This window comes from Pseudoalteromonas shioyasakiensis, assembly GCF_024518675.1.
In the GTDB taxonomy this organism is placed as follows: domain Bacteria; phylum Pseudomonadota; class Gammaproteobacteria; order Enterobacterales; family Alteromonadaceae; genus Pseudoalteromonas; species Pseudoalteromonas shioyasakiensis_B.
In genome coordinates, this window is the sequence record NZ_JANIGL010000003.1 from 63,582 (window position 1) to 85,119 (window position 21,538).

The following is a 21,538-nucleotide window of genomic DNA, read 5'->3' on the forward strand; positions in this document are numbered from 1 at the left end:
CTAAACGGGGAAATTAACATGATGCCTGGGTAAACTGCAATTTAACGCCACGCATAATAGTAGACGACGTAATTTGCAGTTAGTTCAAAAATAAATTAAAAAGATCAAACTAACGGCACATATACCAAGCATAAAAAACACTCAGGCATAAAAAAAGCCAACTCAAAGGGAGCTGGCTCAATATTACTAAATTAAGTAACTAAACGGGGAAATCAACATGATGCCTGGGTAAACTGCAATTTAACGCCACGCATAATAGTAGACGACGTAATTTGCAGTTAGTTCAAAAATAAATTAAAAAAAGATCAAACTAACGGCACATATACCAAGCATAAAAAACACTCAGGCATAAAAAAAGCCAGCTCAAAGAGAGCTGGCTCAATATTACTAAATTAAGTAACTAAACGGGGAAATCAACATGATGCCTGGGTAAACTGCAATTTAACGCCACGCATAATAGTAGACGACATAATTTGCAGTTAGTTCAAAAATAAATAAAAAAAAGATCAAACTAACGGCACATATACCCAAGCATAAAAAAAGCCAGCTCAAAGGGAGCTGGCTCAATATTACTAAATTAAGTAACTAAACGGGGAAATCAACATGATGCCTGGATAAACTGCAATTTAACCACACGCACAATAGTAGACGGCAAAAGCCATATTAAGTTCAAAAAAGTTTGATATAAATTTTATTGCTTAATTAATGACAACATTTGCGTCTCATCAAAGCTGGTAAAACTCATTGATTTATCGGTAAATAATGCGTCAACAAGGGCTTGTTTTTCTTGTTGCATTTTAAATACTTTTTGCTCAATTGAATTAGCCATTATTAGCTTATAAACAAATACGGGGTTGGTTTGACCAATACGATACGCACGATCGGTTGCTTGCTTCTCAACAGCAGGGTTCCACCAAGGATCAAAATGAATAACAGTATCGGCCTGCGTTAAATTAAGCCCAGTACCACCTGCTTTCAAACTGATAAGAAACACGGAGTTCTTACCTTGAGTAAATTCATCAATCACTTTTTCACGATGCCGTGTTTGCCCGGTCAATAAACTATAATCAATGTTTAAAGTATTTAAGTGTTCACCAAGTATATCCAGCACTGAAGTAAACTGGCTAAAGATGATAACTTTTCGCCCTTCATTCAGCATGGTTGGTAGGTGTTTACTTAACCACGCTAATTTAGCACTGCCTGCATTTGTATCTGGATCAACTAGTCGGGGATGACAACAAACCTGTCTGAGTTTAAGAAGAGCATCTAAAAAAGCGAGTTTACTTTTTTGCACACCTTGTGCAGCAAATAAATTAATCATTTTCTCTTCTAATGAGTGTGTGATCCCCTCGTACATTACTTTTTGCTGAGGCTCAAATTCAAACTCCTTTACTAACTCAGTTTTTAAAGGTAACTCCTGCGCAACTTCAGCCTTAGTACGACGCAATATAAATGGCATTATTAGAGACTTCAGCTCGTTTGCCCTTTCGTTATCTCCATCGCGCTCAATGGGTATTTGAAAGTGTTGTTTAAAATGCGAAACAGAGCCAAGTAAAGAGCTCATAGCAAAGTCCAACAAAGATTTCAGTTCAAATAAGTTATTTTCAATCGGCGTTCCACTTAAACATAGCTTAAAATCAGCATTTAAACGTTTTACCAATCGCGAAACTTGCGCACTGTCATTTTTAATATACTGCGCTTCATCAAGAATAATGTTTTCAAAATACAGTGGTGTGTAATAGGCTATATCACGCTTTAATAGGGGATAGGTCGTTAATATACAATTGGCTTGTGCAAGATGCTGTAACGGCTCCATACGAGATGCACCAAAGAGAGTCGTAACTTTTAAACTGCTGGCAAACTTTTCAATTTCGTTTTGCCAGTTACTAACTAAACTTGTTGGACAGACGATCAATGTTGGACCCGCTTGCACTTTGCGTTTAGCATTAGCCAAAAAAGCGATAACTTGTAACGTTTTACCTAGCCCCATATCGTCAGCTAAAATCCCACCTAACTTGTGGCGCTTTAAAAAGTTAAGCCAATCAACACCTTGTTGCTGGTAATCACGTAATTTAACGCCTTTATTAAGGCCCATTAGGGTTTTACTAGGGCTCGAATTAGAATTATTATCCAGCTCTTGTAGATAAGATTCTAAATTATCATCAACTAGGTTAACAGCTATACACTCTAACGCCATGAGTTGTGGCAAAAATGATAATGGGATCAGTAGTTCATCACGGGTTTTTATTAACTCAAAGCGGTTAATAAAATCAGATAAAGTGTTAAACGCGTTTTTATCTATTACCGCAAAACTTTTACCACTTGGGAAATAAAAGAACTTGTTACTTTGCCGATTTAAAGACTGATAATTTGGGTTATCGTTAGCCAAGACAACTGAAGCTTTAGATTTTGAGATCAAGATTTTACTAACTATTTGATGACCTTTACCTCGTTTTACTTCGAGTGTAACAGGCACTTTTGCTTTCTTTATTATTAGCTTTTTATCTGAAACCTGCCAACCACGTTGCTTAAAACTAGGTATTAGATCAAACTTAAACCAGTGCTGATAAATATCATCTTGTTTATTAAATATAAAATTATTTTGTAAAGGGCCTTTACAGTGCTCAAAACCGAGGTTTATTAATTCTGTTATTACTGTATTTTCCAGCGCTGTATTAAGTATGGTGGTTGGTGCCTCGTTTGGAGTGTAGTGTTTACCTTGATAGTTAAATTTTAAATTTATATTTAACTGACTATTAATGTTATCAACTTCAATTATTGGTGCAATTGCAGCATGACGTTTTGGTTTTTGCTGCGATGAGGGTAAGTAATGAGGAATAACCCCCTCACCAAAATTAGTGCTTATTTGTGTATAAACACGCGCTAAATTATCTTTATGGATAGCTGGTATAGATTGAATATGCGAAACTTCTTCACCACTGAGAGGGGTTCGTATACGGCCTATTGTTAATGTTTCAGTGTCTAAATAAGTTGGCGGGGTTGTTTTTAATAATAACCACGACTGTTTATTTTCAATGCCAACATTAAGCTGTTTTAAATTGTCTGAATCTGACCAAACAAAATTTAAATCAACTGCTGAAGCCGGTTTAATAGATTTACGAGAGCGACCAAAAAACAACCTTTGTGTTGCGATAAGCTGTTGCAGTGCAGCAAAGCCCCATTGTCCTTTTAGCTCGAGGCTACCTAGCGCATTTTGCGAGCGGATCCAGCTATATAATCGAAAGTCACTTTCAAGTAAGTGCGTTGGAGTAACAAAGCTATTTAGCTGTTGATCAGTGAGATTACGGCCTAATGTATAATTATGCTCAGCAGATGCACCTGCTATTTTAGGTGTTATGATGACTTTAGATGCCTCAACATCAAGCACAAATAAAAGCACATTTTTAGCTTTATCGGTATGAGTATGTTTGATTTGTTTAAGCTCATCAAACCAATCATTCATAATATAGTCTTGACCATATTCTCCGGAGTTATCAATTTTTAATTTTAGTAAAACGGCTGCTATATGACGGCAATTAGTTTTTGCATTACATGAACAGTGACGATCGACTGAAAATCCATTGGCTAATTTTTTAATTTCAATATGTTGAGTAAAGGTACTACCTTCATTGCCCAACATTGAGGCATCAATAACAGAAAAGTCACTATTATGCTCTAACCAGTTAATTTGTCCGTTTGCTACATACTCTTTTGCTTGGGCGAGCACTTGTGGCTTAAATAACTGTTTAATAAAGCGTTCAGAAAGAGGAAACAAAGTTTCTTGTTCTTGTTTAATTTCTTCAAAAATAGCAAGCAGATCAGATTTTGATAAATTAGCAGACATAACGCCTAAGGCAGTGTAAATAAAAAATAATTCTACCAGTATATGATTTATCGCTCCGCAGCTAAAGCATTAAAATACTTATTGGCACTGGTTGGAGTAGCTAAGTTAGTAAAAAATCGGTTTATGTGAAAATAAAGCCATATAGTGCAGTTAGTTAACAGCTAGTGCACAAGTTATATACAGCTTAACAGCAAAGCAGGGACTTTACAGATCAAAATTTTACTAAGAAGTGGTTTAAAGAGAAGTTTACGGCTCAATTAATAGTATAAGTACGTTAAATAATGATCTAAAGGGAAAGAAAAGGCATGATTTTATAATTTAGATCATTATTTTACTAACTAAATGATATGTTGAGATCATGATTTGACTAACAACACCATGATCTCAGATCAGTATTTTATTAACTAGTTGAATGCTTTAAGCAGTTTAGTTAATTGTTCTAAGCGTTTGTCTGTCATAACTTTATTATCAATCTTGATCGATAAGTCACCGCTTTTTAAATTACGTTGTACAGTGATAAAGTCATTCTCGAGTAAGGCTTCTTTGCGTGATGTAGCTTGCGGCTCAGCGGTAAGTAATTTGGTTATCGCCATTGCACGCTTATCATCACCTTCCATTGCAATGAGGCTTTGATCATCAATTAAACGAGTTACTGTTTGATTAAAGCTATTTTCATCACGCTCTTTAGCGGCAATGAGTTTCTTTGCAACTTCACGGCCGACATGGTTAGCAGTAGGATAAAGCGCTAAAACATTGGCAGGCAACTTCTCAAAGGCTTTAATGGCATCGGCTACAGCGGTATGAGAAACCCCTTCAATTGCTGCAATTTCACGATATGAGCCTTTTTTTCCTTGAGCGACTAACTCATCTTTCGTCTGCTGATAAGCTTGGCCTAACTCCCAAAGGCTAGGGGCAATATACTGGTCTGACGAAACGGCTAAAATCTTTGCATCTAATTCCGTAAAATCAGGTGAGCTCAAAACCATGTAGTCAGCATTACTTAAAATACACGCCATACGACGACGAGAGCCGGCCAGTACCAGTGTTTCTTCTCCTTTATCCCAACATAGCGCAGGATGTTGGTTACGTCCGTCCTCGCTAATTGCAGGCAAAATATCGGCAACTGACTTTTCATTTAAAAGCGCTTGAACACGGCGATTTTTACCATAAACTTTTGTCGTTTTCTCAATTTGAGCATGAGGAATAACTTTGCAAATTAGTGTAATCGAGCGTGTAGGGTCACTCGGTGCAGGCATTTTTATAACATCACCTGCACTGGCCTGTTCTAATAACTCATCAAGATTACTGTTGCCAATTGATGTTGCAAAAGGGTCAAGGCTGGTGTCGTTTTTACGTTTTTTAGCCATTTTTATAAACTACCTTACTTAGGATCTTTTAGTTGTGATTCAGTTGATTTCCAATTCGAACGAATCAACATTTCTAGTTCATCGACAACGTCTTTAATATTTTCTTGAGCACGAAGTAAAGACTCCCTGCTAGCTAAGCTATCCGAGGTTTTTTGGTCAAATATAGTGTTGAATGATGATGAACTGGCTGTAATTGCAGAGCTATGATTAATAGGGTAACTCATAACTTGTCGGCCAAAAGCACTTCTGACATCTTTTACAATGTCACGTTGTGAGTGGTTACCTTTAACATAATTAGTGACTAAGAATTGCATGAAGTCCCAACCTTCATGACCTAAAGATGCAACCGTGTGATAAATTTCGCCCAAACGTTTTAAATATTTATTGTTAGCATCAAAATCTACAGCTTCTGGATGTACTGGAATAAGCATCGCTGTTGATGACATTAAAGCATTATAAAACATAAAGTTAAGAGAAGGTGCTGTATCAATTAAAATAATATCAAATTGATCTTTCACCGGTTCAATTACTTTCTCTAGTAATTTATGATAATGACGAGTTTTGTCATAACTAGAGCTATCTTTGAGCAAGGTCGCAGTTTCATGTTCAAAGTAAAAATCATCCATTCCAGAAGGTAACATTCTAATATTTGGAATATGAGTCGGTAAAAATGAATTTGAAACAAGTTGCTGCCAAGTTTCACCTTCGTCTAATTCAATACAATCTCGCATTAAATCGCCAACGGTGATTGGATCGGGTTCACTAGGCGGAAAAAAGCTTGAAGACGAACCTTGTGGATCTAAGTCAATGATACCGATACGGTATCGTTTGATGTTAGTCGTTGCTAGAGCTGCTGCAATATTAACCATGCTGGTCGTTTTACCACAACCACCTTTAAGAGAATTGATAACAATAACTTGTAATTTATCATCATCTTTGCGGTGATCAGGCTGAATATCCATAATATCAGCCATAGCAAAAATATTGACCAACGTATAGGCATAGTGGCCATTAGCACCACGTTTAATATTTAGCTCATCAAAGTCACCGTTATCATGGCGGCGTTTTAATGTTCTATTATTACATCCTAAGAGATCAGCTGCTGCTTTTTGGGTATAAGTACGTAATTCTTTTTCTTCTGATTTTAAGTGGGCACGATAATGCTGAATACGTCCTTCTAAAGATTTTTCTGCAACTTCTGCTGTTGCTTTTAAGAGCCGGTAAGTGGCTAATGCATTATTATGAATTGACATGCTTTATTCCTCAAAGTTAGGCTTTAAGTATAATGTCCATTCAAATGACTGTAAACAAGTATTTATGGCGACATGCCTTTTAACTAGAAGACATTTAAATCCTTATTTGTAATTTTAATATTGCTTAGTATAAATAAAGAAGTTTAAAGGTGGTTAAATATATAAGGTAGTAAAGGTTAGGGTAGTAAAAAAATCTATTAATATATTGATTTATAACAATAATATTAAAAAAATCAGATCAACTTTATACTTAGTTAAGATCAGATCTTTTACAACATGAAGATCACTATTTTACTAAGTGGAATTGTCGCTAGAGACTTATTCACAGCTTTGGCACAATGTTAATCACAAAATTGACCTGTTAGATCAGTTTTTTACTAAGTAAAATAATAAGTTATACACTATCAATGGAGTGTTTTATAACTTTTAATTAGTATAGATCTGATCTGTAGTAAGTACAGATCAGATCTATCATAACTGAAAACATAGTTATACACAGTCAAATTAAATGAAAAGGGTTTTTGTCGTGGTATTTTCAGAAAATAAGTAATTTTAATGGACAAAAATATGCCTGAGTTAGTAAAAATTTGAGCTGTTATAGCTTACTTAGTAAAAAAGTGATCTGAAAAAGGTGTTTATAGCATTTGCTTAGTAAAATAATGATCCGAAGATTTATTTTGAACTCAGATCAAGTTTATACTAACTTAAACATTTAACTTTTGACCTTTTATGTGTTGTTATTAAGTGTCGCAATAAAAATTGGAAATAAGAACAATGAGCCGAAAGGTCAACATCTCGGTAGATAACTTGCCCGATACATTACGGGGTCAAATCCACGGGGTGGAAAGTGCAATCGATAACGAAAGTTTAGCTTTATTTACAGATAATAAAGATGTACGTATTTCAATTGAAAACGTAGCACATGGATTGCGAGCATATTCAAATACATTTAATCATTATGATTTATGGGGTCGTTTTGTCCGCTCGGGTCATAAAAAGTTACCGCTTGAAGAAGCACCAAAGAAAACTATCATTACGCGTAAAATATCAGAAAAAGTAGATGGCATCTTATACGATGGCGAAATTAAAATTACACCTGCAGTCGTTAGCTCACGCAAAGACGGCGAAGATGTTGAGTATTTAGTTTGGCCGTCAGATCGTGAAGAAAAAGTTGAACGAGCACTTATACGTCTGGCGTCTAAAGGTAAGATAGTAAAAATTAATTTTAAGTCCGGTATTCAATATGCTGTGGTTTTTTCAATGAACGAATTAGCCCAAGAATTAAAAGCTGTTGGGCAATCAATGCCGTACCCGCAAATCAAAGAAGCATTAGAAGCTTTGCAAGGTTCTAAACTTTCATTTAAATATTCTGCGACAGATACAAAAAATACAGATATTGATGATTCATTTTATGAGTCGAATATGAACTTTTTATCATCATTACATTTTAGTGGTAAGAAAGGGCAGGGCGGTAATGTAAAATGTGTTGCCTGCTTGAATGCATTTGTTCATAACATGATTGATAACTTAGAATATAAGGGATATTACTTTAATAGTGCGCAAGAATTAAAACGCGGTTTGTCGCGTTGGATGATGCTAAGGTTATATCATTTATGGCGCTATGCGGCTCCGGGAAAAACCTATCATTTTAGATTGTTATCTATCATGGAAAAATACGGTTCGATTTATTCAACTGATGATATCACTGAAAATAAGTTAAAAGCATTACGCCGTGATATGACTACGACTATGAAGGATTTGATCGAAAAGGGCGCTATTTCAGAATACAGCATAACAAATGTAAAAGATGATAAAACCGGAACTATTATTGATTACACCTATGAGATGTACCCATCAGATCAATTTTGCGATGAGATTCTTACGCTTAATAAACACAATAAGCGTATTGAAATTCAAGGTGGCAAACGTATTGTAGAAAATGCCGTTTTAATTGATGAAGATAAAATAGAAGAAATCGTCGAAGATAATTAAACATTAAGCCTTTAGTAAAGCTAAAGGCTTATTTGTATTAGCAAAGTTTATTAGTACTGTCAGTTAAGTTAATTACTCTACAAGATTAAAAAACAATGCTATTTAACATAATAAAACTAGTGTTAGATAGCAATTAATCAGTCTGTTACTTGCTCTAAGTAAAGTCTATCAACTAAAAAATCATACTCTCTCTTTCTGGGGTGAGTATCGGGTTTTAAGTAATTTGGTAATGTACCAAGTTTTACATCTGGTTCCGGATTAATAAGAATAAAAGGTAAAGCGGCACTAACATGGTATCTATTTTGTGCTGTGTATCTTACATTTACTTGCGGACTAACTCTTGTCGGTCTTCGAATTCTAAGCTTTTCTGTATCACCTAAACTTGCAACACGTAATTGTTCTTGTGCAACAAGTGATTGCCAACTTTGTTGGTCTATCATTCTAGGGTTCGAATAACCGGCGGATTTCTCAAGCATGGCCAACGCCATTTTTTTAGTGAGGGTTTTTGTTGCGTGTTTATGCATCCATGTAAAACGAACCGAAAAAGGGGATTCATGCTCAAAATGTACTTTTCTGTATGCTGCTAATGTTATTAAATTTGGTATAGCATTGTGGACAGCTTCAAATCTAGCATCGTTATTATCAATAGCAAGAATACACTCTTTAAAAGCCGCTTTAGCTTTATTAAGCTGTTGGATACGCGCAATTAGACTTTCTTTATTCGCATTTTTTAAAACTAATAAACCTGGATGACGCTTTAAAATACGAGAGCTAAGCCCTTCTTTTTTATATATATCCTTGTAAGCATTTAAAATAGATTTATGCGCTATTGCCCCCGTTTGTTGCGAAACTTCAATAGTGTGAGGAATAATTTTCTCATCTTTACTATCTACTTCTGGAAGCTGATAGCATTCAGCCTTAGAATACTCATAAGATTCTAAGTCTTCGACAAATAAATTTGTTAAATCACTTAATAAATCAAACTGACTGCGAATTTGTACTTTAGAAACCATAAGAACACATCATACTGAATATATATTTATAGCATACCAAATTTCAATTTTATTTCTATCTTTGTTTAACTTTAATATATATTTATTAGTTATTGCTGAGATTAGACTTATATAATAGTAAGTATGATGTGTTCTTATTGGGTGTGTGAATAAAGGTATTTAATAACTAACATCATTACTAATCTACCTACATCTCATTTCTCTAGACTGGATGTTGGATATAGAGTAGTAGCTATGTCTGGTTTCAAATAAATAGTTAGGGAAGTATCTTAGTTAAATGCAATCCGGCCTTTAGAGTATAATCTCTTCGGGTTTATTCCCAGGCGCTTGCGGCGTAGTATTGAGAATGAGCCAATTTATACATAAAAGCGACAATGTGACAGTTTTACTTTATCACTTAGTTTTCCCAGCAAAATATAGGGGAGCGCTTCTTGATGTAGGAGTTGATAGGGCAAACAAAGAAATTTGTGTGGCAATAGAAAAACGTTACGAAATAAAATTTTTAGAAATTAGGGCGGATGAAAAGCATATTCATTTTTTAGTTCACCTATAGCATTACAAAGTTGGTAACGATGATTAAAAATTTAACGGCAAGAGAGGTTTTTAAAAAGTGCCCTCATGTTATAAAGCAGCTACGGGGAGGGGAATTTTGGTCAGATGGTTATATTACAAGTACCCTAGAAAAAATGATGACGAAACAATAGTAAGAAAGTAAGTGAAAACGAAGGAACTAATTATGACCAACTCCATTCGGATCATCAGTTAGCTATGTTCTAACCAAATACCTGCTCACGAAGTGAGCTCTGCGTTAGCAGAAGGACTGGCGCTTGCCATGAGAATGTTTACTCGCAAGATTTGCCACGAGCGGCTTGTTGTAATTGACATAACATACAGACGTGTGTTGTTTGATCATTAAGATAAGAAAACTAAATATAGCGATTAATTATGTTATGAACCTATCGCTAGCACATAAAGTTTGTCTCCGCCAGTTTTGGAAGTTAATAAGCATAAATACATCGTAAAGCTAAGATTACAGAGCCCCGCCTTTTTAGTATGATGTGTTCTTTTCTGGCATTTTGGGCAATATCATTCTTTGTTAATTTTATAACAAAGATATATTTATTATATTTCAGTACGTTACAGCATTTAAAGCTCACCATAAACCGATTATATAGTGATTAAAACTAAACAAATAAGCGATTTAATTTATGTCATAACTAAATAATTGATAATCGGTGAATATAGTCCTTGAACAGGGGGGCTGCATACGTTAATTTCCTTGTAACAGGTAATAGTAGGAATGAGGAAATAACATGCAGTCGTGGAACCCAAATAGCTGGAGAGAACTCCCTATACTTCAGCAACCACAGTACCCAGATCAAGACGCTCTTAAAACCGTTGAAGGTCAATTAAAAAGTGCGCCCCCTTTAGTTTTCGCTGAGGAAACTCGTAGTCTTTTTAAACAACTTGAAGATGTATGCGAAGGCCGAGCGTTTTTACTGCAAGGTGGAGATTGTGCAGAATCATTTAGTGATTTTAATGCTGCTAATATTCGCGATACATTTAAAACACTTTTACAGATGGCTGTGGTGCTCACATATGGTGGCAAATGCCCGGTAGTTAAAATTGCCCGTATGGCGGGTCAATACGCTAAACCACGCTCTGCCGATATGGAAACGATTAATGGCGTGTCGTTACCGTCTTATCGTGGCGATATCATTAACAACTTTGAGTTTACTGAAGAAGCACGTATACCAGATCCACAACGCTTAATGACTGCCTATCATCACAGCGCAGCTACGCTAAATTTACTACGTGCCTTTGCACAGGGTGGTCTTGCAGATTTACACCAAGTAAACCGCTGGAATATGGGCTTTGTTGCAGCTAATCCACTGAAAGAAAAATACCAGCAACTTGCAGATAAAATTCAAGATGCACTAGAGTTTATGGAAGTATGTGGCATTAACTCTTCAATCGCACCTAGCTTGAAAGAAACTGACCTTTATACATCACATGAAGCATTATTGTTAGGTTATGAAGAGGCGCTTACACGTCGCGACCATTTATCTGGCGACTGGTATGATTGTTCTGCTCACTTTGTTTGGATTGGTGAACGTACTCGTCAACTTGACCATGCACATATTGAGTTTTTCAAAGGTATTAAAAACCCAATTGGTGTTAAAGTCGGCCCAGGAATGGACCCTGATGAATTAATCCGCCTAATTGATGCAGTAAACCCAGATAACATTCCTGGTCGCCTTACTTTAATTACACGTATGGGTGCAGACGTATTACCAGAAAAACTACCGGCGCTTGTTCGTAAAGTTCAACAAGAAGGTCGTAAGGTTATTTGGAGCTCAGATCCAATGCATGGTAATACAGAGAAAGCTACATCAGGTTATAAAACACGAAGCTTTGATAATATCCTACGTGAAATTAGCCAGTTCTTCGCTGTTCATAAAGCTGAAGGATCATACGCAGGTGGTGTCCACTTAGAAATGACAGGGCAACATGTCACTGAATGTACAGGCGGCGCTTATGGTTTATCTGATGACGACTTAGCGCAACGTTACCGTACACAATGTGATCCACGCTTAAATGCAGATCAAGTACTTGAGTTAGGTTTCTTAGTTGCAGATTTACTAAAAGACGCACGTAAGTAAGCATCTCGCATTAATAAAAAAGCCGCAATTGCGGCTTTTTTAATGTCCGATATTAACTTTATAGTTAGTACTTACGTCGCTCAAGGTTAGTATCAGATATAATCTTCGCAGATATTTCTTCTACTGAATGGTGGGTTGAATTTAAGTATGCCAATTTATGTTTTTTATAAAGCATTTCAACTTCACGCACCTCAATTCGACATTGCTTCAAAGACGCATATTTTGAATTTGCCATTCTGCGTTGGCGAATATCAGCTAGCCTAACAGGGTCAATGGTTAAACCAAACAATTTATGTTTATATGCTGTTAAACATGCGGGCAGTTTACCTGTTTCTAAATCGTCTTCAGTTAATGGGTAATTTGCGGCCTTAATGCCATATTGTAAGGCCAAATATAAACTCGTTGGAGTTTTACCACTGCGGCTAACGCCAACTAATATAATGTCAGCTTCTGCATAATTTTTAATATTAGCGCCATCATCATTGGTCAGGGCATAGTTAACTGCGTCTATTCTAAAGTCATAACTTTTTTCGTGCATCGAATGAGTACGGTGCACCTTTGGCACAGGGGCCACTTGCAATTCTTTACCAATTTTATCGCTATACGTTGATAAAAAGTCATAACACACCGCACACGAAGAGTTTATTATTTCACTCAGTTCATGATTAACAAAGGTATAAAATACAAATGGTTGCTCGCCATCGCGTTGGGCTGTTTTATCTATCAATTGTTTAACTTCGTTTGCTTTTTCTTCAGTTTCAACAAACGGAATGGTTTTATGGTTAAATTCGACCGGAAAAAGCGATAGCGTCGCATGGCCAAATACCTCTGAAGTAATGGCAGTGCCATCAGAAATATAAAATGCAGTTCTCATATTAACCTTTTTATTACCTATTCTAGTAAATTGCGTCTCCACACGGTTTACGTATGGACTGTTGCCAGTGTAGAATGAAGGTGACCTTTTTAGAAGGTTTTCTTTCTTAACTCTCACAGTTAATACTACAATTTGTTTTTTGGAGAAAGATCCCGTGCAAGAATACGTTCTCTGGTATCAAGAGCTTGGTATGCAAGATGTTCCTCGTGTTGGTGGTAAAAATGCCTCACTCGGTGAAATGATTTCAAACCTAGCTAACGCTGGTGTGCAAGTCCCTGGAGGTTTTGCTACAACTGCAGATGCATTTAATGAGTTTTTAGATCAATCAGGACTCAATGCAAAAATCCATGACATCTTAGACACCCTCGATGTTGATGATGTAAATACACTAGCCAAAGTAGGTGCCGATATCCGCCAATGGATTATCGACACACCATTCCAACCTAATTTAGACCAAGCAATTCGCGAAGCTTATAGCCAACTCCACGGCGATACAGCAGCAGATGTTTCATTCGCAGTGCGCTCGTCAGCTACCGCTGAAGATATGCCAGATGCATCATTTGCAGGTCAACAAGAAACCTTTCTAAATGTTCGCGGTATTGACGCTGTCATGGTTGCCATAAAACATGTCTTCGCTTCATTATTTAATGACCGTGCAATTTCATATCGTGTACACCAAGGTTATGATCACCGTGGTGTAGCATTATCTGCTGGTATTCAACGTATGGTACGCTCTGATAAATCAGCATCAGGGGTAATGTTCAGTATTGATACCGAATCTGGTTTTGAAGATGTTGTTTTTGTAACATCAAGTTATGGTTTAGGTGAAATGGTTGTTCAGGGTGCTGTAAACCCAGATGAATTTTATGTTCACAAACCTACGCTTGCTAAGGGTAAACCTTCTGTAGTTCGCCGTAATATCGGCTCTAAAGCTATTCAAATGATTTACTCAACCGATGAAGCCCATGGCAAACAAGTTGAAATTGTAGATGTCGATAGCGCACTTTCTAACAAATTCTCTATCACAGATGCTGAAGTAGAAGAACTCGCTAAACAAGCTGTGATTATTGAACAACACTATGGTCGCCCGATGGATATCGAGTGGGCCAAAGACGGTAACGACGGTAAGCTCTATATTGTTCAAGCTCGTCCAGAAACCGTTCGTTCAAACGAAGATACCAACGTTATGGAGCGTTTCCAATTAAACGGCAGCAGTAATGTTGTTGTTGAAGGGCGTGCAATTGGCCATAAAATTGGTTCAGGTGTTGTTCGTGTACTTAATTCCATTGATGAAATGGACCAAGTTCAAGTGGGTGATATTTTAGTTACCGACATGACAGACCCTGACTGGGAACCAATTATGAAGCGTGCGGCTGCGATTGTAACAAATCGTGGTGGCCGCACATGTCACGCAGCAATTATTGCACGTGAACTTGGTATTCCAGCTGTTGTAGGTTGTGGTAATGCAACCGATTTAATCAAAGCAGGTCAAGAAGTCACTGTTTCTTGTGCAGAAGGTGATACTGGTTATATCTACGAAGGTATTTTAGATTTTGAAATCCTCACCTCTCGTGTAGATGAAATGCCTGAACTGCCTATGAAAATCATGATGAATGTTGGTAACCCAGATCGCGCATTCGATTTTGCTCGTTTACCGCACGCTGGTGTTGGTCTTGCGCGTGTTGAATTCATCATCAACCGTATGATTGGTGTTCACCCTAAAGCACTACTGAATTTTGATGCACAAACTGGTGCATTAAAAGAAGAAATCACCGACATGATTGCCGGTTATGATTCACCTGTTGAGTTTTATATTTCTAAACTTGTTGAAGGTATTTCAACACTCGGTTGTGCATTCGCGCCGGAGCGTGTAATTGTTCGTATGTCTGATTTCAAGTCAAATGAATACGCAAACTTAGTCGGTGGGCAACAATACGAGCCAGAAGAAGAAAACCCAATGATTGGCTTCCGTGGTGCTGCACGTTATATCTCTGAAGATTTCCGTGACTGTTTTGCTCTAGAGTGTGAAGCAATAAAACGTGTTCGTAATCAAATGGATATGACTAATATTGAAATCATGATCCCATTTGTTCGTACGCTTGAAGAAGGCAAACGCGTTATTGAGCTACTTGAAGAGCATGGCCTTAAACGTGGTGAAAATGGCTTAAAAGTTATCATGATGTGTGAACTACCATCAAACGCGTTATTAGCAGATGAGTTTTTAGAACATTTCGACGGTTTTTCTATCGGGTCAAACGATTTAACACAGTTAACTCTGGGTCTTGATCGTGATTCAGGTCTAATCGCACATCTATTTGATGAACGTAATCCTGCTATCAAAAAGCTTTTATCTATGGCAATTCAGACAGCCAAAGCTAAAGGTAAATATGTAGGGATTTGTGGTCAAGGGCCTTCAGATCATGAAGACTTTGCTGCATGGTTAGTAGAGCAGGGCATTGACTCTGTTTCACTAAACCCAGATACAGTACTAGAAACATGGTTATACCTTGCTAAAAAGCTAGCAAACTAATTCAATTTAGTGATAAAAAATGCCAGCAATATTGCTGGCATTTTTATTTACTCAATTATCGTTTATAAAATTAACGAGCTAATTTTTTGTCTAAAAATGCGCACGATTTAGTTAACGCTTTTTGGCATAATCGCAGATAATAGCGTGCTTTAGGGTAGTAAAACGAATAGCACATTAAACCAGCAATAAAAAATATTAATGATGGCCCAGGCACAACCACAAAAAACAATCCTAGCACCATAAAAAAGCTACCAAGTAGTAGCAAGACACATTTCTTCATTTTTATAACTCGTAATTCAAATCATTAAATTGAGTATAATTAATACACGCCTAAATACGATAAAAAGAGTGTTACAAACTGTAAAAACATCAATTTTATATCGCTGTTTGCATGGTACAATATAACAAATGTCTTAATTTATCACCGTCATGATAGCAACAATAAGCCAACAAGATAGCGCCAGCGAATTAGTAGTAAGTTACATAAAAACAATAACTAATAAAGGGTTTTCTGGAGATACTGATGCAACCTATGGTACCCGTTTAACCGCCGCTACCGATAACAGTATTTATCAACAAATACCGCAAGGGGTTATTTTTCCAAAGTCTGAAAAAGATATACAAATTGCGCTACAAACTGCAGCGCAAGACCCATTTTTATCACTTACGTTCGGCCCACGCGGTGGCGGTACTGGTACCAATGGCCAATCTTTAACACCTGGCATTGTTGTAGATTTATCTCGCTACATGCGTGAAATTTTAGAAATAAACGCTGACGAAGGCTGGGTCAGAGTACAAACTGGCGTTATTAAAGATCAACTTAATGATTTTCTACGGCCATATGGGTTTTTCTTCGCACCTGATTTATCAACCAGTAATCGCGCAACGATTGGTGGAATGGTAAATACAGATGCATCGGGACAAGGCTCACTTGTATATGGTAAAACCAGTGATCATGTATTAGGTTTAACAACCTATTTAGTTGACGGCACACAAATGTCAACTAAGCCCATCGAAATTGAAAAAGCAAAATTAATCGCCGAACAAGACTCTACCATTGGCAACTTATATGCAACCGTGCTTGATGTCTGTTTAAACAATCGTGACGCTATAATTGACAAGTTCCCGCGGTTAAATCGCTTCTTAACCGGCTATGACTTGGAACATGTACTAAGTGATGACTTACAAACTTTTGATATGAGCCGGCTTATTACCGGATCAGAAGGCTCATTAGGGATAGTCTCTGAGGCAAAACTTAATATTACGCCTATAGCAGAATTTAAAACCTTAATTAATATTAAGTACGATAGCTTTGATTCAGCCCTTCGTCATTCACCTTTTTTAGTGGCTGCAAATGCCACATCGGTTGAAACTGTCGACAGTAAAGTTCTAAATTTGGCTCGCCAAGATATTGTATGGCATTCAGTATCGGACTTAATAAAAGATGTTGAAAATAAAGATATGCAAGGGCTCAACATGGTTGAGTTTAATGCTGTGTCGGCGGATGATATTGAAGAAAAAGTTAATAGATTATCTGACTTGCTTGATGATTGCGTTAAAAATCAAACCAGTGGTGTAATTGGTTACCAACTCACAAGCAACAAAGCTGACATTTTAAAAATTTATGGCATGCGTAAAAAATCGGTAGGCCTGCTCGGTAATGTAAAAGGAGCACAAAAGCCTCTCGCATTTGCTGAAGATACCGCCGTTCCACCTGAAAATTTAGCCGATTTTATCGTCGAATTTAGAGCTTTACTCGACAGCTATAACTTACAATATGGTATGTTTGGTCATGTTGATGCGGGTGTTTTGCATGTTAGACCGGCACTGGATATGTGTGATCCAGAACAAGAAAAACTACTGCGTTTAATTTCTGATGAAGTTGTAAAGCTCACCGCAAAATATGGTGGCTTGATGTGGGGTGAACACGGCAAAGGTTACCGTAGTGAATACGGTCCAGAATTTTTTGGCGATCACCTGTTTAAACAGTTACGAATAATAAAAGCCGCTTTTGATCCTCATAACCGTATAAACCCAGGTAAAATATGCACTCCCATCGAAAGTGATGACTCACTAGTAAGTGTTGATGATCAAAAACGTTCATGGTTTGATAAGCAAATATCAATTGATGTTAAAACCAGCTTTAACAATGCAATGACCTGTAATGGTAATGGAATTTGCTTTAATTATGATGAAAACTCACCTATGTGCCCATCATACAAAGTCACTGGAGACCGTCGTAATTCACCCAAAGGGCGAGCGAGTTTAATGCGTGAATGGTTACGGCTACAAGAAGCTAAAGATATTGATCTTCTTGAAGTAGAAAAACATCTTAACCAAGGTGAAGTAATCACATGGTGGGAGCGTTTTCAACATGGCCGCGATAAAAACAAAGGAGTGTATGATTTTTCTCACGAAGTAAAAGAGTCAATGGATGAATGTTTAGCATGCAAAGCTTGTACAACTGCTTGCCCAATTAAAGTGGATGTGCCAACTTTTCGCTCACGATTTTTAAATTATTATCATAGCTACTATGCAAGACCAGTTAAGGATTATTTAGTTGCTAATATTGAAAACAGCGCCCCAACCATGGCCACTTTTTCTCGGGTGATAAATCCAATTGTAAAAACAAAACTAGTGTCAGCATTAATCAAAAAAACGATTGGTTATGTTGATACGCCTACACTTAGTACACCTCGCTTAAGTAAACGGATTAACAAAGAACACAGTTTTAATTTTGACAAACTTTCAATGCTAACAAGTGAAGAACAAAATGACTACGTGCTCATTGTTCAAGACCCATTTACCAGTTTTTACGAGGCTGAGTTAGTAGAAAGTTTTATAAAAGTGATCACCGCGCTTGGCAAGAAACCAATTCTGTTGCCATTTAAACCAAACGGAAAACCTCAGCACGTAAAAGGTTTTTTAAACGAATTTAAAGCGACAGCAAAAAATGCAGCGCAATTTTTAAATTCACTCAGCGAAATTAATGCACCGCTTGTCGGTTTAGATGCATCATTAGTTATGTGTTATCGCGATGAGTATAATTCTATTTTAGGTGAACAACGTGGTGACTTTGAAGTTTTACTCGCTCATGAGTGGTTGGCAAAACAATCTTTCAACCATCTAGCTGACAATATTAAATCGAGTGACACATATACCTTATTAAGTCATTGCACCGAAACTACAGCCATGCCAAAAGCTGCTAATGTTTGGCAAAATATATTTTCTGATTTACGTTTATCATTAAATACAACTGCAACAGGATGTTGTGGTATGGCGGGAACTTATGGTCATGAAGCGCAAAACCAAAAAAATTCTCGTGCACTTTATGAAATGAGTTGGCAAAGTGTAGTTCAAAAGAATAAACCTGAGCAATTACTTGCGACCGGTTTCTCATGTCGAAGCCAAGTTAAACGTTACGAAAAATTTAAACCCAAACACCCAATTGAATTACTGGCACAACTTTTTTAACGTTGAAAATACAGTGCGGTGAGTTGCAAAACTCACCGCAAAATTTTTTAAATTATTTAGCATAACTATCGGCAATGGGTTTAGTACTCATACCATGAATAAATACACTAAATAATATAGTGGTCATGGCAACTGTTGCAATTTGATATTTATTTTCTATTTGAGTATCGATCACCATCAGCGTAAACACTATTGACGCCAAACCTCTTGGTCCAAACCAAGCAAAAGTAAAACGCTCTTTAATATTTAATTTAGTAAATTGTAAACTCAACATCACTGGAATAATACGTAAAAGTGTAACACTCAAAATTGCAAACACGGTGACTTGCCAATTAATCTCAGGGAAAACTAAATAGCTACAAACATAACCAAATAAACACCAAATTAATAAGCTTGTAAAATCAGCAATATGCTCACTGTCTTCAACTAATTGCTCTGTTAAACCTTTATCAGTAAATCTATCAAAAATTAACCCCGCAACAAACACTGCAATAAATCCGCTACTATGTACACATTGCGCAATCGAGAAAATAGCCATCGCCATTCCAATGACCAAAAACGGGCTCGTGTTATTTGAAAAATAATGTCGCTTCATTGCAAATTTAATCAATGGGATAAACATCGCCATCGCAACAATGGCAATAACAATTGCAACCACAAGTTCACGGCTAAAAATCCCAGCAATAGATGCAAGGCTAACTGACGTTTCCGGTTCTTGTGCGAACAACATTAACACTAAAAAAACGGGAACACATAAGCCATCATTCAAACCACTTTCTGTATTTATTCCTTCACGAATTTTTTCGGGTACTTGCTCACTACTTAATAACCCTTTACTTAATGCAGCATCTGTCGGCGTTAAAATAATTGCGATCAATCCAGCTTGAACCAGTGTTAACTGAGTAAACATCAAGCTTGCAATTACAATCCCCGCAAACAAAGTTAGCGGTAAAGCTAAAAATAATAATAAGCTTGGATACTGAAAACTATGCTTTAAAACGGATATTTTTGTTTTCGCCGCATCGGTAAATAAAAAAATACTTAGCGTTAATTCAATTAACGGTAACAGCGTATCTAAATCGGATTGTAAAAATTCAGCTTTACTAGTTACCGATGTTGGCATCATATAAGCGATTAACATACCAACTAAAACGAAAAACATAGGGCCAGTGATTTCTACAATTTCAAGTTGGCGTATTGAGACTGAATAAGCTAAAAACGCTAAGCCAACACTTGCTAATACAAAGTATTCCATTAAATTTTCCTTTTAATACCTGATTTTGCACGTTCTTTTATATTTGTTTGAATATAAATTTGATCGGTTGTCGCTATTTTTGCATGACCTAAATCTTCAGATAAATGCTTTAATGGCCGAGTTTGAGCATCATGAGTCGCGCCAGTATGACGTAACCAGTGTGCTGTTGCCGATTCTAATTGCTCAGCATCATCAGTAAAACCATCATCTAATAAAGATTGCTTAGCTAAATCAAAACTTTGTTGCACTAATCGACGTATTTGCCTAACAGTCATACCACCTTGACCGCGTATTTTATGTACCAGTGGATCTGATTCATCAACGCGGGGCAGGGCAGTTAAACCACGATAAAGTCGATAACGTTTTAAGTATTCAATAAAATCTTCACTTAATGTAACGTCTCTTAATTTATTACCTTTGCCCATTATTCGTAAAAACCAAAAGCCGTCGTTATCTTGCCAAAAGTGTGACATTACAGGTGACCATTGTGGCCGCTCTGATAATTCTGAAATACGTAGATATAAACCTTTCAAACACGCTAGCGTAAATAAATTTCTTTCAAAATCAGGTTGTTGTTCACATTTATCGCGAGTTACACCAAACACATATTCCCATTGAATATCACTGAGCGTATCTGGAATTTTTATCTGAGATTGTACAACAAGATAAGGACTGTTCTTTTTAACAACAGGAACAAAGTTAGCAAATGTCTTTTCTTCTAAAATTGCAAATTTATAAAATACATTAAGCGCTGTAAACATTGCAGCTAAAGTTTGTTGGCTGGCAATTGACTCTTTGCGCATAAAAGGGCGCCAATTACCGTTTAACCGACGCACTCCTTGTTCATCTTTATAGCGCCACTGAACTGAAGTTGTTGACCAAGCGGGATCTGGCTCAACCATAAAATCTACATACGCTTCAATATCTTCGCGTTTTAAATCAAATACTGATTTTTCTGCAATAAGCCATGACCAAAGGTAAAATCGTTCAAGTTCATTGCGAAAACGATTGTAAGTTGCTTCTGATTTTCGACCATATACATATAAAAATTGATATAAAAATACTAGGTCAATTTTCGATTCAGCGACAGTCAAGCCAACTTGCTGTATAAAGGATGCAAGTTCAGGGTATTCTGATTGCAACGTATCATCTTCAAGGTGAGCAATTTGATACCGTAATTGTTTTAATGTATCGACCAAAGCAACAAGCATATTAAGCTAATTTCTATTAAAATAAATTAGTTACAGTTTAATAGTAAAGTCCGATACTGTCT

At 36.7% G+C, this 21,538-nt stretch carries 12 protein-coding genes and 1 pseudogene; 5 read left to right on the forward strand and 8 right to left on the reverse strand.

Annotation, left to right across the window (positions count from 1 at the left end; all coding sequences use genetic code 11):
- Window positions 1-691: 691 nt before the first annotated feature.
- The 3 genes from NQT69_RS09775 to NQT69_RS09785 all read right to left on the reverse strand — a co-directional run bounded on the left by NQT69_RS09775 (window position 692) and on the right by NQT69_RS09785 (window position 6,464).
- Window positions 692-3,844, reverse strand: coding sequence for a DEAD/DEAH box helicase (locus NQT69_RS09775; protein WP_256827494.1), 3,153 nt, complete (start codon window positions 3,842-3,844; stop codon window positions 692-694).
- 404 nt (window positions 3,845-4,248) lie between these two features.
- Window positions 4,249-5,211, reverse strand: coding sequence for a transcriptional regulator (locus tag NQT69_RS09780; protein WP_256827495.1), 963 nt, complete (start codon window positions 5,209-5,211; stop codon window positions 4,249-4,251).
- A gap of 14 nt (window positions 5,212-5,225) precedes the next feature.
- Window positions 5,226-6,464 carry an AAA family ATPase gene (locus tag NQT69_RS09785; RefSeq protein WP_256827496.1) on the reverse strand — a complete coding sequence of 413 codons (1,239 nt, stop codon included), beginning with the start codon at window positions 6,462-6,464 and terminating at the stop codon, window positions 5,226-5,228.
- 774 nt (window positions 6,465-7,238) lie between these two features.
- On the opposite strand from NQT69_RS09785, the gene NQT69_RS09790 reads away from it, so the two are divergent.
- Window positions 7,239-8,456 carry a replication protein A gene (locus tag NQT69_RS09790; RefSeq protein WP_256827497.1) on the forward strand — a complete coding sequence of 406 codons (1,218 nt, stop codon included), beginning with the start codon at window positions 7,239-7,241 and terminating at the stop codon, window positions 8,454-8,456.
- A 137-nt stretch (window positions 8,457-8,593) separates the two neighbouring features.
- Here NQT69_RS09790 and NQT69_RS09795 read toward each other — a convergent pair whose 3' ends face one another.
- Window positions 8,594-9,469: a DNA replication terminus site-binding protein gene (locus NQT69_RS09795; RefSeq protein WP_256827498.1), complete on the reverse strand. Its 876-nt coding sequence runs from the start codon at window positions 9,467-9,469 to the stop codon at window positions 8,594-8,596.
- Window positions 9,470-9,815: 346 nt separating this feature from the next.
- Here NQT69_RS09795 and tnpA point away from each other — a divergent pair.
- Both tnpA and NQT69_RS09805 read left to right on the forward strand, forming a co-directional pair.
- A pseudogene (gene tnpA / locus NQT69_RS09800) lies at window positions 9,816-10,246 on the forward strand (IS200/IS605 family transposase).
- A gap of 536 nt (window positions 10,247-10,782) precedes the next feature.
- Window positions 10,783-12,132 (forward strand): class II 3-deoxy-7-phosphoheptulonate synthase, encoded by a 1,350-nt coding sequence (locus NQT69_RS09805; protein ID WP_256827499.1) that lies wholly within the window; start codon window positions 10,783-10,785, stop codon window positions 12,130-12,132.
- Window positions 12,133-12,196: 64 nt separating this feature from the next.
- Here the strand turns inward: NQT69_RS09805 and ppsR are convergent, their stop codons facing one another.
- A complete protein-coding gene (gene ppsR, locus NQT69_RS09810; RefSeq protein WP_256827500.1) occupies window positions 12,197-13,006 on the reverse strand; it encodes a posphoenolpyruvate synthetase regulatory kinase/phosphorylase PpsR in 810 nt (269 codons plus the stop codon).
- A gap of 154 nt (window positions 13,007-13,160) precedes the next feature.
- Here ppsR and ppsA point away from each other — a divergent pair, with 154 nt between their 5' ends.
- Window positions 13,161-15,536, forward strand: coding sequence for a phosphoenolpyruvate synthase (ppsA, locus tag NQT69_RS09815; RefSeq protein ID WP_256827501.1), 2,376 nt, complete (start codon window positions 13,161-13,163; stop codon window positions 15,534-15,536).
- A gap of 70 nt (window positions 15,537-15,606) precedes the next feature.
- Here ppsA and NQT69_RS09820 read toward each other — a convergent pair whose 3' ends face one another.
- Entirely contained in the window at window positions 15,607-15,816 is a 210-nt protein-coding gene (locus tag NQT69_RS09820; RefSeq protein ID WP_256827502.1) for a PGPGW domain-containing protein, read from the reverse strand.
- Between the two features lie 149 nt (window positions 15,817-15,965).
- Here NQT69_RS09820 and ydiJ point away from each other — a divergent pair, with 149 nt between their 5' ends.
- Entirely contained in the window at window positions 15,966-19,010 is a 3,045-nt protein-coding gene (gene ydiJ, locus NQT69_RS09825; RefSeq protein WP_256827503.1) for a D-2-hydroxyglutarate dehydrogenase YdiJ, read from the forward strand.
- Between the two features lie 52 nt (window positions 19,011-19,062).
- Here the strand turns inward: ydiJ and NQT69_RS09830 are convergent, their stop codons facing one another.
- A complete protein-coding gene (locus NQT69_RS09830; protein ID WP_256827504.1) occupies window positions 19,063-20,265 on the reverse strand; it encodes a cation:proton antiporter in 1,203 nt (400 codons plus the stop codon).
- Window positions 20,265-21,476: a tyrosine-type recombinase/integrase gene (locus tag NQT69_RS09835; RefSeq protein WP_256827505.1), complete on the reverse strand. Its 1,212-nt coding sequence runs from the start codon at window positions 21,474-21,476 to the stop codon at window positions 20,265-20,267. The genes NQT69_RS09830 and NQT69_RS09835 overlap by 1 nt, the downstream gene beginning before the upstream one ends.
- Between the last annotated feature and the right edge of the window lie 62 nt (window positions 21,477-21,538).